This window comes from Bradyrhizobium sp. CCGUVB23 (genome assembly GCF_024199885.1).
Lineage (GTDB): Bacteria > Pseudomonadota > Alphaproteobacteria > Rhizobiales > Xanthobacteraceae > Bradyrhizobium.
Window position 1 is genome coordinate 5,131,516 of sequence record NZ_JANADQ010000001.1, and the last position, 15,244, is coordinate 5,146,759.

Consider the following 15,244-nt stretch of genomic DNA (forward strand, 5'->3'; position numbering starts at 1 on the left):
TGGAATGGAATGTTCGAAGCAAACAAGGGAGTGAAATTATGCGACGCGCATCTAGGAAGGGAAGGTTCTGGTCCAATCTGGTGCTGGGCGCCGGCACGGCGACGCTGGTCGCCGGTGCAGCACAGGCGGCGCCGCTGGTCAAGGAGTGCAGCAAGACCGGGGAGTTCGTCATTGGCTTCTCGCAGGCCAACAATGCCGAGCCCTACCGCCAGCACGTCAACGACCAGCTGACCGCCGCGGCGAAGAAAGTGCCGCAATTCAAGCTGCAGATTGCCGACGGCGCCGGCAACGTGAACACGCAGACCTCGCAGATGGACAATTTCATCACCCAGAAGGTCGATCTGATCCTGATCTCACCTTTCGAGGCCGCGCCTCTGACGCCGGTCGTCGCGCGGGCCATGAAGGCCGGCATTCCCGTCATCGAGCTCGACCGCAAGACGGTCGGCGAGGCCGGCAAGGAATATACGGCCTTCATCGGTGGAGATAATTTCAAGATCGCCGAGGAGGCGGGCAAATACGTCGCTGACAAGCTCCTGCCGCAAGGCGGCGAAGTGGCGGTGCTCCAGGGCCTGCCGAGCTCGACGCCCGCCGTCGAACGGCTCAACGGCTTCAAATCCGGCGTGAAGGACAATCCAAAGGTCCAGGTCGTCGCCGAGCAGGCCGCCGACTGGCTGCCGGACAAGGCGCAGACCGCGTTCGCCGCGATGCTCCAGGCCCATCCGAACATCAAGGCCGTTTATGCGAGCAACGACATGATGGCCGCCGGTGCGCGTCTCGCTGCGAAGGGCGCCGGAAAACTCGATCAAGTGAAGATCCTCGGGACTGATGGCTTGCCCGGGCCTGCCGGCGGCATCCGCGCGGTTGCGGAAGGCGAGTGGGCGGCAACCTTCACCTATCCGACCGGAGGCCCGGAGGCGATCGAGATGGCGAAGTCGATTCTGCTCGATTGCGCCGAGAAGGTGCAGACCGTGGTGACCGTGCCGACCACCGCCATCACGCCCGATAACGCGAAGCAGCTGATGCAGAACTGAACCAAGTTCTGGGTGTAGCGGGCGCGGCCTGACATCGGCCGCGCCCGCTACGCGCTACTAGCCAGACATCACGAACCGATCCCCGAAAGGTGAAGCGCACGCTTCTGTCGGCATGCATCTCCGATCCCCACGTCAAGTTCGAGCAGCGACCCGGTGGATGGGCCGACGGCTTGGTGAATGTGCATGGAGATCCTGTTCGACCTCCTCTTTGATGATCTGGCCGGCCCCATCTTCGAACTGCTCCTTGAACTCATCGTCCGGCTGGTCGAAGCCCTCGTTCACCTCATCGGCTGGCTGTTTGAGCGCTTTCGGCGCTGGCTGGATTTGCAGCCCAATATCGCTCCCTCGCAGTTGTCGATGCTGCACAGGTTCGGCCGGCTGTCGGTCGGCATCGGCTTGAGCCTCTGCATCCTGGCGCCGCTGCTCTGGCTGGTCTGGCGTTGACCAGCCTGTTGTCCGAAGCGCGGGCTTCATGCCGCCTCCGCTTGTGCATGCGTGCAACGCTTCTCTTCAGGTTTCAAAACGCCCGGCGCTTGCGATGAGCGGCTAGTTCTTTGCGACTAGTCGTTTCTCTCTAGCTCTCATGTCCGGCTTGGCGTTGGCGACGCGCAATGGGATCGTTCGGTTGTTCATCCTTGGCGCGATCGTATTTGCAGCGCCTCAGCAGGAGCCGACGACAATGACTTTCCGAGCGTTGTGTCTTTCATTGCTTGCCGTAAGCGCGTTGGCCGGCGTCGCGCATGCCGACACTAACGCCGTGAACACCAACTTGCCGATCATCATCGATCCACTGCCTCCGGTACACATCGGCCCTCCGCCGTTGCCGTGGCCATTGCCGTGGCCGTTGCCGCCGCATATCCCCGTCGATCCGGTGCCGCCGCTGCCGCCGGTTCCGGCGCCACATCCGATTATTCCTGGTCAGGGTTGCGCTCCAGCACCGGGCATGGCTTGCCCGCTCTGAGGCAGACGAGACCGGCCGGCTGCGCCTGTGATTTTCGACGGATTTGGCAGGCGTGGTCGGGAGCGTTGTCGTCGGGTCGCAACGCGCTACGACAAGCTTGCTGCGAACGACCTCGCGTTCGTCCGCCTTTCATCCATCTGGCTAAGACCAGCTACGCGCCAATGGGTCCACGCCCTTACTTCAGCCCCGCCACCAGCACCACCACGGCCGGCAGCGTCACCGCCGCCAGTAGTGTGCCCAGCGCGACGGCGCCCGACACCGGGTTGACCAGCCGCTGATACTGAACCGCAAAAATATACGCGTTCGCGCCGGTCGGCATCGCGGCGAACAGAACGACCACTCCCGCCGCTAGCGGCGGCAGGCCCAGCAGCTTCGCCAGCAGGAAGGCGGCCGCCGGCATCACCAGCAGCTTGAGCGCGCTCATCACGACGATGCCGAGCTTCTCGCCTTTGACCTCGAAGCGGAACAGGTTGATGCCGAGCGCGATCAGCGCCGCCGGCGATCCTGCCTGCGCGAGCAGCTCGATCGTCTTGTCGACGACGGGATGCAGGCCGAGGCCCGTGAAGCGCCAGATAAGGCCGAAGCCGATCGCCAGCATGATCGGGTTGCGCGCAAGATCAAGAATGACCGGCAGGATGACCGACAGGGCCGAGCCCTTCTGCTTGCGGCCGACCAGCTCCATCTGCAGCGTGCCGCAGAGCCAGAGCAGCGGCGTGTTCACCGACAGGATCAGCGCCATAGGCCCCGCCGCCTCGTTTCCCAGCGCCGAGAGCGTCAGGGGAATGCCGAGCATGACGATGTTGCCGTAGACCGAGCCGATCGCGAACACGACGCCGTCCTCGCGGTCCTCGCGCCGCTCGCGCAGCAGGGCCGATAGCGCCAGCGCCGCGATCCAGGTGATTGCGAGCGCACCGTAATAGGCGCCCCACATCCGAAAGGCGCTCAGCTGCGGGAATTCCGACACGACGATTGTGCGGAAGAGCAGGGCGGGGATGGCGATGCTGAAGGCGAATTCGGAGATGCCCTTGTGCGCGCTCTCGGAGACGAAGCGAAACAGCACCGCCGCATAGCCGGCCACGATCAGGGCAAACACCGGCGCAACGATCAACACGGTAGCCATGCGGCCCTCACCTCACGGGGATATCCGCTGACCATCCAAGCGCCCTCGATGATGGCATCATGCCCCTGATTTGTCCGACGTGTCAAATAGATTTCGTAAAATCCGCAAAATGCATGCTGGTCTTGCCGGCTACTTTGCATGGGGTTGTTTTCGAGCTTTTTGTTTGAGGAGCGCGGAAGCCTTGAACCGAACCCGATCTCACTAGCGCGACCAAAGGGTTAAAGCGGCGGGCGGCGAGGTCGCTGAACCTCTCCCGCTTGCGGGAGAGGTCGCGCCAAAAGGCGCGGGTGAGGGCTCTCTACTCTTCGGGGCCCTCTATTGCGGAGGCACCCTCTCCCCACCCCTCCCCCGCAAGCGGGGGAGGGAGCGCACTTCCCTCGTGGCCATAATCGAGTCTGATCCCATCGCGCTCTTGATGCCTGTTGCCCGGAGCGCACAGCTCCCGGTTTTCGCTTCGCGGCTCGGTTGCCAACGCGGAAGGCTTCACCCACTATTCCCTCCGACTCGACGATTGGGGGGATCATGCTGGCGTTTCGCTCTACGAGGTTCCTGGCTGCCGCGATCTCCGCGATCGCCCTGGCCATCATCGTCCAGCCCCGTGCAAGCTTCGCCTACACGCCGGAGCAGCAGCAGGCCTGCACGCCCGATGCGATGCGGCTGTGCGGCGAGTTCGTGCCGAACGTCGACGCCATCACCGCCTGCATGATCCAGAAGAAGTCGCAGCTCTCGCCGCAGTGCGCGGTGTTCTTCCGTCAGGGGCCGGAACCGGGCGAGGCAGCCGGCCAGCCCGTCAACATCAAGCCGGTGGCGAAGAAGAAGACCTCGAGCAAGCCGGCCGCGAAGAAGACCACGGCGAGCAGCAAGTCCGGCAAGAAGAAGCCGAAGGCTGACGATACCTGAGCTCTCGGCCCTGACTGGATTCAAACCGTAGCCACGTTGAACGCTGCGCTGCCTCTCCCGCTTGCGGGAGAGGTTATCGAGACTACGGCTCGCACCTCCAAGGTGACCGGCTGAGTAAAAATGACTCAGTGATGTTGTGTGACGTGAGCTGAAGGACTCCTTTTGTTCACGTGTCCCCGCGAAGCCGTGAAGCAATTCCGCCTTCGCCCGACGGAAAAGAGCCGGAAATAGATTTGCTCGGGCAGGTTGCGTTTCGCTGTTTCCCGAACAACTGCTCAAAAAACGCACGATTTACCATCGCGAACGGCCATTCATTGCGATTCATGTCCGCAGCGCCGCATGCAGTGTGACTCAAAAGCCAACACGCCTTTTATTTCGTGTCTCCAACGCAACTCCCGGTAAATTTTTCTTTCACGAATCAGCGCGCTGATTCATTTTCGGTACCTGGGGTCAATCTGGAGGCCAAGGGTATGAACGTTATTGTTTTTGCATCGCGTAAAGGCGGCTCGGGCAAAAGTACCCTTGCTGCACATCTCGCCGCGCAGATCAAGGCGACCAAGCCTGTTCTGCTCGTCGATGCGGATCCGCAGGGCTCGCTCACGCTGTGGCACAAGCTGCGTGGCACCAACGAGCCGCAGATCAAGGCCGCCGTGAATTCGGTCAGCGGCATCGTCTCCGCGGCCAAGCGCGACGGTTATGAATGGGTGTTGATCGACACGCCGCCGAACCTGTCGGCCGTTGTCGACGACGCGATCAAGAACGCAACCATGGTGGTCATTCCGGCGCGGCCTGGCGTGTTCGACGTCAACGCGGTGCAGGAAACCATCCAGATGTGCCGCGCGGCGCGCAAGCCCTACGCGGTCGTGCTCAACGGCGCACCCGCGCGCCGCGACGAAGCCGAAAGCCCGATCGTCACCATCGCCCGCGAGGCGCTCGCCAAGTTCCGCGCGCCGGTCTGGGGCGGCCAGATCACCAACCGCTCGGATCTGCTGATGGCGCTGAGCCACGGCGAGGGCGCACGGGAATATCAGGCGGAGAGCCGCGCCGCGCAGGAGATCGCAAGGCTGTGGGCTGCGATCGAGCGTTCGGTCAAGGCGATCCGTGGCACGGCGTCGGCATCCGGCGCAATGCACAAGCAGGCAGCGTAGTTTTTTTTATTCATTTCCTGGGCAACGAAAAACGCGCGGTTGGCCCGCGCGTTTTGCGTTTCGAGAGCCGGCAAGACCCTCATGGTGAGGAGCGCAGAACACGCGTCTCCGGACGATGCTACGCATCGCCGGGCGAACCATGAAAGCCCGGATATCGCCCGTGGCTCATCCTTCGAGGCGCCGCTCCGCGGCTCCTCAGGATGAGGGGAGAGGCTTGGCGCAGACGGGCTACGCCACCATCAGCATGTAGAACACGATCACCGGCGACATCGTCAGGATCACCGACCAGATGCCGGCGGCCCAGAGGATGTCCTCGGTGGTAAAGCCCTGCTGCTCGGCGGCCTGATAACCAGGCGCCATATCATTTTGAGTATTCACTAAACGCCCCCGCGAGTTCTTCGCTTGTGGCGTCAAGTAATACTAGAAACGTTTTAACATCCGCCTCGCTGGTTCCCGCACGATTTGAACACCGACGCTACCGCGGATTAACTATCTTCGCCTCAGCCCGCGAGCCAGACGCGAAACAGCAGCACCGGCATCAGGCCGAGCATCACGGCCCAGAAGCCGAACGACGAGATCACTAGAAGTCCTTGCATGAGATCGGCGGGCGCGAAGTCTTCCGCGGCCGTCGGCCGTGTACGATGTCCCATGGTTTCCCCCTACGGAAAGTTCTTTGCCGGAAACGATAGGGCGCGATGCGTAAACGAGCCGTGGACGCGCCATGCGGCGCCTGCGAAGGCCGTTGAGGCGCGGTTAACCACGGTTTTTCTTTCCCTCTCCCCTTGCGGGAGAGGGGCCGCGCGAAGCGCGGCGGGTGAGGGGTCTCTCTCCGCGAGTTCATCTGCTGCAGTGAGCGCACGGATGCGACCCCTCATCCGGCGCTTCGCGCCACCTTCTCCCGCAAGGGGAGAAGGGACGACAGTGTGCGCGGGGAGAGGCGAAGAGCTAGAGCCATCCGCTGTGTCTCTGCCTGATGTGGTCAAGCCGCTCCAATGCCGATTTCACGACGTCTTCGGTCAGGCCGATATCGCGGCGCAGCCAATCGGACATCGGATAGGTCTCGACCCGTCCGAACTCAGGTCTGCATGAAAGGCGCTGCCATGTGGCCGTCAGGGCGTGGAGCCACCGACGGTTCCTCACGTGCGGATTTTTCCAACCTCCGCGCCAGCTCGCGATCGAGCGTGGCGGCGAGCTCGCTTCCGATCTCGACCATCGGCAGGCGCACCTCCGGACTGTCGATGAGGCCGCATCGCCACAGCCAGTACTTCGCCGGCGCCGGGCTCGGCTCGGCGAACAACAGCCGCGTCAACTCCGAAACCTCCTGCCAGCGCGCGAGCGCGGTGTCAGCATTGCCGCGCTTCAGCTCGGTTTGGATCGCAGCAAAGGTTGCGGTCTCGATGTGGGCAGAGAGCAGGATGGCGCCGTCGGCGCCGTCACTCAGCGCCTCATGCGTGTGCGCGTCCTCGCCGGTCAGCACGCGAAAGTGATCCGGCTTGTCGCGGAGCAGCGCGATCGATTGCTCGCGGTTCGCGCTGCAATCCTTCAGGCCGACGATGTTGGGATGATCGGCGAGGCGGAGCAGCGTCTGGTTGGTGAGATTGACGCCAGTGCGATAGGGAATGTTGTAGAGCACGATCGGCCAGGCGGCGTGTTCGGCGAGCGCCTCGAAATGCGCCAGGAGGCCGCGCTGCGATGGCCGCAGGTAGTAGGGGCTCGCGATCAGATAGCCGTCGATCGGCCAGTCCGCGGTCTCGTCCAGGCTTTCCTTCAGCCGCGCGGTGTCCGCTCCGGAGAGGCCAAGCACGATCGGAATGTTGCGGCGGCACGCGGCGAGCTCTTCGCGCACGGCTGCGACGAGGCGCTCGAGCTCGGCGCCCTTCAGCGTCATGCCTTCGCCGGAGGTCGCGCCCAGGATGAAGCCGTCGACGGCCTCGCGCGCGTAGTGCCGCGTCAGCTGCCGCAGCGAGCGCTCGTCGAGACGGCCGTCGCGAAACGGCGTCACCAGAGGCAGCCAGAGGCCCTGCAGTTGTTGTCTCAGGTCGGTCATGTTCCATCTCCTTCAGTTGAGGTCTGAGACGGAGGGCACATGAAAAAACCCCGTCCAGACGGCGGGGTTTTCGGGATCGCGACGATGACGAAGGTCTAGCGCGCGCAAACATCCCTTGGCCCCGGATGGGGGCCTTTTTTCTTCGAGGCGATTGCCTTCGACAGGATTGCGCACGAATTCGTGATCATAGTGTGCAAATGATGCGGGGGATATATGGAACTGTCAATACACGCGGAAAGCGAAGGCCAAATTGGCAGAAAAAAAGCCGGGCCCGAAAGAGCCCGGCTTAGGTATTGGCCACGTGAGGCCGACACAATCACCTTCCAAGAGGGATTACTGAACTCCCGCGCCACTGGAGGAGGGGGACAAATGCGCAACGCGAAGGCTCAGCGTCCAAACAGTATGGGCTTCTCCAGCGCCATGCAGCAACAGCCGAGGTCGCATGTCAGTCATGCGGAAATCAGGACGGCCAGCGTTGCGCCTTGCTCACCACGAAGTCGCGGAACACCTGCACGCGTGCGACCGTCTTCAACTCCTCGGGATAGACGAAATACGTATCGAGTTGAATCGAGTCCGATTCGCCGAACAGCTGCACGAGGCGGCTGTTCTCTTCGACGAGATAATCCGGCAGCGCCGCAATCCCGAGGCCCTGCTGACAGGCGCGCACGAGACCGAGGATGTTGTTGACCTTGAAGTAAGCCTCGCGCGGACCCGAGCCGTTGCGTGCAGCTTCGACCAGCCAGTTGCGGTTCTGCAAATGCGGCGCGAAATTGCCATCGGCGAGCGTGATGATGCGGTGAGCATCGAGCTCCTCCAGCGTCCGCGGCGTGCCGAAACGCTTGATGTATTCCGGCGAGCAATAGGCATGGAAGCCCATCGCGAAGAGCTTGCGCTGGATGAGATCCGGCTGCGTCGGCTTGCGGGTGCGGATCGCGACATCCGCCTCGCGCATCGACAGGTCGAGCTCCTCGTCGGTCACGATCAGCGAAATGCGGATCTCCGGGTACAGGGCCGTGAACTCGCCGAGCCGCGGGATCAGCCAGTTGATGCCGACGCCGGGCGTGGTGGTGATCTTGAGGTCGCCGCTCGGCCGCTCGCGGCTGTCGGTCAATTTCGCGCGCGCCGCCTGGAGCTGCATGAACACATCATGCGCGGTGCGGAACAACAGGTCGCCCTGCTCGGTGAGGATCAGGCCGCGGGCATGGCGGTGGAACAGCGAGACCGAGAGCTCCTGCTCCAGCGCCGAGACCTGGCGTGACACGGCCGACTGCGACAGGCCGAGCTGTTCGCCCGCATGCGTGAAGCTGCCCGCTTCCGCCGCCGCGTGAAACACCTTCAGCTTGTCCCAGTCCATATCGGTAAATCCGTCGCGTGTTCGAGGCATGATCGTTATTCCGCTGCCGCGCGCTCGCTGGCGCGCAGGGCCAAGAAACGTTCGGCTTCGAGTGCGGCCATGCAGCCGAGGCCTGCGGCCGTGACGGCCTGGCGATAGGTTTCATCGGCGACGTCGCCGGCCGCGAACAGGCCGGGCACCGAGGTTGCGGTCGAGTTCGGGGCGACCTCGACATAGCCCGACGGTTTGAGTTTCACCTGACCCTTCACGAGCTCGGTCGCCGGCGCGTGCCCGATGGCAATGAAGACGCCGTCGGCCTTCACGTTGGTGTGTGCGCTGGTCTTGACGTTCTTCAGGCGGACATGCGTGACCTTGCTGGGGTTCGCCTCGCCGCAGACCTCGTCGATGGCGCTGTCCCAGACCACCTTGATCTTGGGGTTCTTGAACAGGCGGTCCTGGAGGATGCGCTCGGCGCGGAAATGATCGCGGCGGTGCACGATCGTGACCTGGCTCGCGAAATTGGTCAGGAACAGCGCTTCCTCGACCGCGGTGTTGCCGCCGCCGACCACGATGACCTCCTTGCCACGATAGAAGAAGCCGTCACAGGTGGCGCAGGCCGAGACGCCAAAGCCCTTGAAGGTCTCTTCCGAGGGGATGCCGAGCCAGCGCGCCTGCGCACCGGTCGCCAGGATCACGGTGTCGGCGAGATAGACGTCGCCGCTGTCGCAGGTGAGGCGGAACGGCCGCTGCGCGGTCTCGAGCTTGGTGACCAGATCGGTCTTGATCTGGGTGCCCATGTGCAGCGCCTGCTTCTCCATCTGCTCCATCAGCCAGGGACCCTGGATCACGTCGGCAAAGCCCGGATAGTTCTCGACGTCGGTGGTGATGGTGAGCTGGCCGCCCGGCTGGATGCCCTGGATCAGGATCGGCTCGAGCATCGCACGCGCGGCGTAGATCGCCGCGGTGTAGCCGGCAGGGCCGGAGCCGATGATGACGACCTTGGCATGGATGGGCGCGCGCATGTGGACCGGTGCCTCTCTCTTGGGGGAGTTGCAGCGCGGGCGCGGACAGTGCCTGGGAAGGCGCCGCGGAGGCGCTGAAATGTCAGTTGCTAATCTAAGCCTTCTGGCGAGCTATGCAAGAATTGCAGCCCATATCGGCGGATTTTTCCCCCCGGGAACAAAAGACCGTTGCGCTGCACGCGCAATAAAATTGCGCATCTTGGCTGGACTGGTTATGAGGATTGCGACGAACCCACCCGATACCGCAGATAAGGCCAGGAGTTCCAATCACGTGTCGCGGAACCTAGACGAGATCGACCTCAAAATTCTCGCCGAAATCCAGGCCGACGGACGAATCACCAATGTCGAGCTGGCAAAGCGTGTCGGCATTTCGCCGCCGCCCTGCCTGCGCCGCGTCCGGGCGCTCGAGGAGGAGGGCTATATCCACGGCTATCGCGGGTTGCTCGACTCGCGAAAGCTCGGCTTCGACGTCACGGTGTTCGCCGCCGTTCATCTGTCGAGCCAGGCGGAGGCTGACTTACGCGCCTTCGAGCAGTTCGTGCGCGCCGAACCGCTGGTGCGCGAATGCTGGATGCTGTCGGGCGAGGTCGATTTCATCCTGAAATGCGTCGCGCCGGACATGGCGACGTTCCAGGATTTCGTCACCCATCTCACCGCGGCACCGCACGTGCGCAATGTCCGGACCTCATTGGTGCTGCACAATTCGAAATACGAAGCCGCCGTGCCGCTCGAGGTGAAGGGGCGGCGGTAGGAACCCATCGCTTCTGCCGTCGTGATGCAGGTGCGCTCCCTCTCCCGCCTGCGGGAGAGGTGCATCGAGTTTGCGGCCTCACTTTACGTTCACATCGTCGACCCGCGCCGCATCGCGTCCACGCTGATCGGCCCGCTGCCGGCTGATGCAAGATAAAGACAGGCAAAGCAGAACAGGATCGCCAGCGTTCCCTCATTGACGAGCGGGAAGAAGCTGTTCGGCAGATGTTCGATGAAATAGGCGAACGCCATCTCGCCCGACAGGATGAAAGCGACGAGGCGTGTGAACAGGCCCAGCATCAACAGGCCGCCGAACACCAGCTCGATCATGCCGGCGATGCCCCAGAGCGACAGCGGCGTGACGTCGGCGAACATCTCGACGGGCGGAAACTTGAACAGTTTTGCCACGCCGAACTGGAACAGCAGAAGTCCGGTGATGAAGCGGAACAGGCTGAGCAGATAGGGCTGGCTCTGCGCGGCGATACGATCGACGTCCATCGTGTCCTCCCTTGATGCAGCCAAGAGAGCATGGCCGAGGACGTCGTCGTTCACAATCGCGGCCGCTCACGATCGCGCAACGACCGAGAAACAAAAAAGCCGCGCTGGCCGCGCGGCTTTTCCATTCGGTACCGCGGCAAGGATTACCGCCACTCGACCTTGGTGATCTCGTAGGCCTTGGCGCCGCCGGGCGTATTGACCTCGACGGAGGCACCCTTCTTCTTGCCGATCAGCGCGCGGGCGAGCGGCGAGGTGATGGAGATGCGGCCCTTCTTGGCATCGGCCTCGACCTCGCCGACGATCTGCCACACCGTCTTCTTCTCGGTGTCCTCATCGACCAGCGTCACGGTGGCGCCGAACTTGATGGTGTCGCCGGACAGTTTCGAGATGTCGATGATGTCGGCGCGCGCGAGCTTGTCCTCGAGCTCGGCGATGCGGCCCTCATTGTGGGACTGCTCTTCCTTCGCGGCATGATATTCCGCGTTCTCCGACAGGTCTCCGTGTGAGCGCGCCTCGGCGATATGCTCGATGATCCGCGGACGATCCACGGACTGGCGATGCTTCAATTCTTCTCCGAGCGCGGCAAATCCGGCCGAAGTCATCGGAACCTTTTCCATCTCTTCTCTCGTCCTTCGGCCGCGCGCCCCACAATAACGGAGGGCGCAGCAACCTTGATTCGTCGGTGATCCCGGGGCTGAACACGCGGCCACCGGAACGTTACGTGGGGCTGGCGCCGGAACAGAACAACCACATGGCCGGACAGTTCCTCCGGCCATTGTAGCTTCATTGCCAATCACTTAGCGCGGGCTTGGCCCCCGCTAACGATCAGGTTTCCGAAAAGTAGCTCTGCAGGGTACGAACCTCAAGGTCCCCGCCCAGATAAGCGCGGATGCCCTGCGCGGCCGCCACGGCCCCGGAAAGAGTGGTGTAATACGGCACTTTATGCAAGAGGGCCGCGCGCCGCAGCGAACGGCTGTCGGCGAGCGCCTGCGGACCTTCCGTGGTGTTGAAGACGAGCTGGATGTCGCCATTGGTGATGGCGTCGACGATGTGCGGCCGGCCCTCCAGCACCTTGTTCACCTTCTCGGTCGGAATGCCCTGGTCGGCCAGGAAGCGCTGGGTCCCCGACGTCGCCAGCACCCTGAAGCCGACGGACTGCAACAGCCGCACCGCGTCCGCGATGCGGTTCTTGTCGCTGTCGCGCACCGAGACGAACACCGTGCCCTTACGCGGCACGCGGGTGCCGCCGCCGAGCTGGCTCTTGGCGAACGCAACCTCAAAGGAGCGATCGATGCCCATGACCTCGCCCGTCGAGCGCATCTCCGGACCGAGCACCGTGTCGACGCCAGGGAAGCGGGCGAAGGGGAACACAGATTCCTTGACGCCGACATGCTTGAGCTGGGCCTTCTTCAGCCTGAAGTCGGCGAGCTTCTCGCCAGCCATGATGCGGGCGGCAATCTTGGCGACTGGCGTGCCGATTACCTTGGCGACGAATGGCACCGTGCGCGAGGCGCGCGGATTGACCTCGAGCACGTAGATCTCGCCGTCCTTGATGGCGTATTGCACGTTCATCAGGCCGACGACGTCGAGGCCGAGCGCGAGCTCGCGGGTCTGCCGCTCCAGCTCCTCGATCGTCTGGGCATCGAGCGAGTAGGGCGGGAGCGAGCAGGCGGAGTCGCCGGAGTGGATGCCGGCTTCCTCGATGTGCTCCATGATGCCGACGATGAAAACGTCCTTGCCGTCGCAGAGGCAGTCGACGTCGACCTCGGTGGCGTCAGAGAGATAGCGGTCGAACAGCAGCGGGTTCTTGCCGAGCACGGTGTTGATCTGCCCGGTCTTGTCGTTGGGGTAGCGCGCCTTGACGTCGGCGGGCACGAGCTCCGGCAGCGTGCCGAGCAGATAGTCGTTGAGCTGGTTCTCCTCGCGGATGATCTGCATCGCGCGGCCGCCGAGCACGTAGGACGGACGCACCACCAGCGGCAGCCCGAGATCGGCGGAGACGAGCCGCGCCTGCTCGACCGAATAGGCGATGCCGTTCTTCGGCTGCTTGAGGCGGAGCTTGTCGAGCACGCGCTTGAAGCGGTCGCGGTCTTCGGCGAGATCGATGGCGTCGGGCGAGGTGCCGAGAATCGGCACCTCGGCGGCCTCCAGCGCACGCGCGAGCTTCAGCGGGGTCTGGCCGCCGAACTGCACGATCACGCCATGCAGCGTGCCCTTGCTGCGCTCGGTCGCGATGATCTCGAGCACGTCCTCGGCCGTGAGCGGTTCGAAATAGAGCCGGTCGGCGGTGTCGTAGTCGGTAGACACCGTCTCCGGGTTGCAGTTGACCATGATGGATTCGTAGCCGGCGTCATGCAGCGCGAAACAGGCGTGACAGCAGCAATAGTCGAACTCGATGCCCTGGCCGATGCGGTTCGGGCCGCCGCCGAGGATGATGACCTTCTTCCGGTCCGACGGCTCGCTCTCGTCCGCAACTGCGCCCGCGAACGGCGCCTCATAGGTCGAGTACATATAGGCGGTGGGCGAGGCGAACTCGGCCGCGCAGGTATCGATGCGCTTGAACACCGGGCGGACGCCGAGTGCGTGGCGCTTTGCCGTCACATCGGCTTCCGTGCTCTCCGAGAGCACCGCGAGTCGCGCGTCCGAGAAGCCCATGGCTTTCAGCGTGCGCATGCCGAAGGCATTTTGCGGCAAGCCCTTTTTGCGGACCTTGTCCTCCATGTCGACGATGCAGCGCATCTCGGCAAGGAACCAGGGGTCGATCTTGCAGGAGTTGAAGATCTCGTCGTTGGACCAGCCGAGCCGCATCGCCTGCGCTACCTGGAGCAGCCGGTTCGGCGTCGGCGTGCCGAGCGCGGCGCGGATCGCGTTCTTGTCGTCGCCCTGGCCCAGACCCTCGATCTCGATCTCGTCGAGGCCAGTCAGCCCGGTCTCGAGTCCGCGCAACGCCTTTTGCAGGCTTTCCTGGAAGGTGCGGCCGATCGCCATGACCTCGCCGACCGACTTCATCGAGGTCGTCAGCGTGTGGGAGGCGCCGGGGAATTTCTCGAAGGCGAAACGCGGGATCTTGGTCACGACGTAGTCGATGGTCGGCTCGAACGAGGCCGGCGTCGCGCCGCCGGTGATGTCGTTGGCGATTTCGTCAAGCGTGTAGCCGATCGCAAGCTTGGCCGCGACCTTGGCGATCGGGAAGCCCGTCGCCTTCGACGCCAGTGCCGACGAGCGGGAAACACGTGGGTTCATCTCGATCACGACCATGCGGCCGTCGGCCGGGTTGACGCCGAACTGCACGTTGGAGCCGCCGGTCTCGACGCCGATCTCGCGCAGCACCGCCAGCGAGGCGTCCCGCATGATCTGGTATTCCTTGTCGGTCAGCGTCAGCGCCGGCGCCACCGTGATGGAGTCGCCGGTGTGCACGCCCATCGGGTCGAAATTCTCGATCGAGCAGACGATGATGCAATTGTCCTTCTTGTCGCGCACCACCTCCATCTCGAACTCTTTCCAGCCGAGGACCGATTCCTCGATCAGGACTTCGTTGGTCGGAGACGCATCGAGGCCGCGCTCGATGATGTCGAGGAACTCTTCCTTGTTGTAGGCGATGCCGCCGCCGGTGCCGCCCATGGTGAAGGAGGGACGGATGATCGCGGGCAGGCCGATCTCGGACAGCGCCATCATCGCCTGTCCCAGCGCATATTCCTGGTAGCGCTTGCGGCGGTCGCCTTCGCCGAGAGTCCATTGCCGATCAAGCTCTTCCAGAGCCGCGCCCGACAGCTTCTCGCGTTCGGCGTGGTATTTGTCGCGGAAGGACTTCTTCAGTTCGGACGCGTTGGCGAGCCGCGACTTCGGAGTCTGCAGCCCGATCTTCTCCATGGCGTTGCGGAAGAGCTGGCGATCCTCAGCCTTGTCGATGGCGTCAGCGGTCGCACCGATCATCTCGACGTCGAACTTTTCGAGCGTGCCCTGCCGGCGCAGTGACAGCGCGCAATTCAACGCGGTCTGGCCGCCCATGGTCGGCAGCAGCGCGAAGCCACCGGGAATGACGTGACGTTCCTTCTCGATGATCTTGGCGACGATCTCGGGCGTGATCGGCTCGATATAGGTCGCATCGGCCAATTCCGGGTCGGTCATGATGGTGGCCGGGTTGGAATTGACAAGGACGATGCGATAGCCCTCTTCCTTCAGCGTCTTCACCGCCTGTGTGCCCGAATAGTCGAACTCGCAGGCCTGGCCGATCACGATGGGACCGGCGCCGATGATGAGGATGGTGGTGATGTCTGTACGTTTGGGCATCAACTCTCGCCGGACTGGAATCTGGGCACAAAAAAAGGGCGCGCTTGCCGCGCGTCCCCTTGTGCCGAAGCGCGATCGGCAAAAGTGGCCACCGGTTTTGCGTCCGATCGCGCTTCTACACTCAAAGAAGCGCATGATCTTAAC

At 63.4% G+C, this 15,244-nt stretch carries 15 protein-coding genes and 1 pseudogene; 7 read left to right on the forward strand and 9 right to left on the reverse strand.

Going from position 1 to position 15,244, the window contains the following annotated elements:
- The first annotated feature begins 38 nt into the window (after positions 1-38).
- From NLN62_RS23725 to NLN62_RS53570, 4 genes and pseudogenes are all read left to right on the forward strand, one after another.
- Positions 39-1,031, forward strand: a complete 993-nt coding sequence (locus NLN62_RS23725; RefSeq protein WP_254110409.1) for a substrate-binding domain-containing protein — start codon at positions 39-41, stop codon at positions 1,029-1,031.
- A 183-nt stretch (positions 1,032-1,214) separates the two neighbouring features.
- Entirely contained in the window at positions 1,215-1,475 is a 261-nt protein-coding gene (locus tag NLN62_RS23730; protein ID WP_254110410.1) for a hypothetical protein, read from the forward strand.
- Positions 1,476-1,656: 181 nt separating this feature from the next.
- Positions 1,657-1,992 carry a hypothetical protein gene (locus tag NLN62_RS23735; protein WP_254110411.1) on the forward strand — a complete coding sequence of 112 codons (336 nt, stop codon included), beginning with the start codon at positions 1,657-1,659 and terminating at the stop codon, positions 1,990-1,992.
- Positions 1,993-2,061: 69 nt separating this feature from the next.
- Positions 2,062-2,139 (forward strand): annotated as a pseudogene (locus tag NLN62_RS53570) (IS5/IS1182 family transposase); the annotation flags it as partial.
- 28 nt (positions 2,140-2,167) lie between these two features.
- Here NLN62_RS53570 and NLN62_RS23740 read toward each other — a convergent pair.
- Positions 2,168-3,112 (reverse strand): AEC family transporter, encoded by a 945-nt coding sequence (locus tag NLN62_RS23740; protein WP_254110412.1) that lies wholly within the window; start codon positions 3,110-3,112, stop codon positions 2,168-2,170.
- A 522-nt stretch (positions 3,113-3,634) separates the two neighbouring features.
- Between NLN62_RS23740 and NLN62_RS23745 the strand changes: the two genes are divergently transcribed.
- Together NLN62_RS23745 and NLN62_RS23750 are read left to right on the forward strand one after the other, a co-directional pair.
- Positions 3,635-4,012: a hypothetical protein gene (locus NLN62_RS23745; protein ID WP_254110413.1), complete on the forward strand. Its 378-nt coding sequence runs from the start codon at positions 3,635-3,637 to the stop codon at positions 4,010-4,012.
- Positions 4,013-4,482: 470 nt separating this feature from the next.
- Positions 4,483-5,160, forward strand: coding sequence for a ParA family protein (locus tag NLN62_RS23750; protein ID WP_027525213.1), 678 nt, complete (start codon positions 4,483-4,485; stop codon positions 5,158-5,160).
- A gap of 228 nt (positions 5,161-5,388) precedes the next feature.
- On the opposite strand, the gene NLN62_RS23755 is transcribed toward NLN62_RS23750, so the two are convergent.
- From NLN62_RS23755 to trxB, 5 genes are all read right to left on the reverse strand, one after another.
- Positions 5,389-5,538: a hypothetical protein gene (locus NLN62_RS23755; protein WP_156944532.1), complete on the reverse strand. Its 150-nt coding sequence runs from the start codon at positions 5,536-5,538 to the stop codon at positions 5,389-5,391.
- 122 nt (positions 5,539-5,660) lie between these two features.
- Positions 5,661-5,810, reverse strand: a complete 150-nt coding sequence (locus NLN62_RS23760; protein WP_198031829.1) for a hypothetical protein — start codon at positions 5,808-5,810, stop codon at positions 5,661-5,663.
- A gap of 425 nt (positions 5,811-6,235) precedes the next feature.
- A complete protein-coding gene (gene dapA / locus NLN62_RS23765; protein WP_254110414.1) occupies positions 6,236-7,207 on the reverse strand; it encodes a 4-hydroxy-tetrahydrodipicolinate synthase in 972 nt (323 codons plus the stop codon).
- A gap of 460 nt (positions 7,208-7,667) precedes the next feature.
- The gene (locus NLN62_RS23770) at positions 7,668-8,591 is read right to left on the reverse strand and encodes a LysR family transcriptional regulator (RefSeq protein ID WP_027525214.1); all 924 of its coding nucleotides are present in this window, start codon (positions 8,589-8,591) and stop codon (positions 7,668-7,670) included.
- A gap of 5 nt (positions 8,592-8,596) precedes the next feature.
- Positions 8,597-9,562 (reverse strand): thioredoxin-disulfide reductase, encoded by a 966-nt coding sequence (gene trxB / locus NLN62_RS23775; RefSeq protein WP_027525215.1) that lies wholly within the window; start codon positions 9,560-9,562, stop codon positions 8,597-8,599.
- 271 nt (positions 9,563-9,833) lie between these two features.
- Between trxB and NLN62_RS23780 the strand changes: the two genes are divergently transcribed.
- Positions 9,834-10,313, forward strand: a complete 480-nt coding sequence (locus NLN62_RS23780) for an Lrp/AsnC family transcriptional regulator (RefSeq protein WP_027525216.1) — start codon at positions 9,834-9,836, stop codon at positions 10,311-10,313.
- An 89-nt stretch (positions 10,314-10,402) separates the two neighbouring features.
- On the opposite strand, the gene NLN62_RS23785 is transcribed toward NLN62_RS23780, so the two are convergent.
- From NLN62_RS23785 to carB, 3 genes are all read right to left on the reverse strand, one after another.
- Positions 10,403-10,810 carry a DoxX family protein gene (locus NLN62_RS23785; RefSeq protein WP_027525217.1) on the reverse strand — a complete coding sequence of 136 codons (408 nt, stop codon included), beginning with the start codon at positions 10,808-10,810 and terminating at the stop codon, positions 10,403-10,405.
- A 143-nt stretch (positions 10,811-10,953) separates the two neighbouring features.
- The gene (greA, locus tag NLN62_RS23790; protein WP_027525218.1) at positions 10,954-11,427 is read right to left on the reverse strand and encodes a transcription elongation factor GreA; all 474 of its coding nucleotides are present in this window, start codon (positions 11,425-11,427) and stop codon (positions 10,954-10,956) included.
- Positions 11,428-11,635: 208 nt separating this feature from the next.
- Positions 11,636-15,100: a carbamoyl-phosphate synthase large subunit gene (gene carB / locus NLN62_RS23795; protein ID WP_027525219.1), complete on the reverse strand. Its 3,465-nt coding sequence runs from the start codon at positions 15,098-15,100 to the stop codon at positions 11,636-11,638.
- Positions 15,101-15,244: the final 144 nt, after the last annotated feature.

Excerpts from the sequence above, each read along its gene's own strand:
- NLN62_RS23725 (WP_254110409.1), top strand. The coding sequence starts at position 39 with ATGCGACGCGCATCTAGGAAGGGAAGGTTCTGGTCCAATCTGGTGCTG.
- carB (WP_027525219.1), bottom strand. The coding sequence starts at position 15,100 with ATGCCCAAACGTACAGACATCACCACCATCCTCATCATCGGCGCCGGT.
- NLN62_RS23785 (WP_027525217.1), bottom strand. The coding sequence starts at position 10,810 with ATGGACGTCGATCGTATCGCCGCGCAGAGCCAGCCCTATCTGCTCAGC.
- dapA (WP_254110414.1), bottom strand. The coding sequence starts at position 7,207 with ATGACCGACCTGAGACAACAACTGCAGGGCCTCTGGCTGCCTCTGGTG.
- trxB (WP_027525215.1), bottom strand. The coding sequence starts at position 9,562 with ATGCGCGCGCCCATCCATGCCAAGGTCGTCATCATCGGCTCCGGCCCT.
- NLN62_RS23760 (WP_198031829.1), bottom strand. The coding sequence starts at position 5,810 with ATGGGACATCGTACACGGCCGACGGCCGCGGAAGACTTCGCGCCCGCC.
- greA (WP_027525218.1), bottom strand. The coding sequence starts at position 11,427 with ATGGAAAAGGTTCCGATGACTTCGGCCGGATTTGCCGCGCTCGGAGAA.
- NLN62_RS23730 (WP_254110410.1), top strand. The coding sequence starts at position 1,215 with ATGGAGATCCTGTTCGACCTCCTCTTTGATGATCTGGCCGGCCCCATC.
- NLN62_RS23745 (WP_254110413.1), top strand. The coding sequence starts at position 3,635 with ATGCTGGCGTTTCGCTCTACGAGGTTCCTGGCTGCCGCGATCTCCGCG.
- NLN62_RS23750 (WP_027525213.1), top strand. The coding sequence starts at position 4,483 with ATGAACGTTATTGTTTTTGCATCGCGTAAAGGCGGCTCGGGCAAAAGT.
- NLN62_RS23770 (WP_027525214.1), bottom strand. The coding sequence starts at position 8,591 with ATGCCTCGAACACGCGACGGATTTACCGATATGGACTGGGACAAGCTG.
- NLN62_RS23740 (WP_254110412.1), bottom strand. The coding sequence starts at position 3,112 with ATGGCTACCGTGTTGATCGTTGCGCCGGTGTTTGCCCTGATCGTGGCC.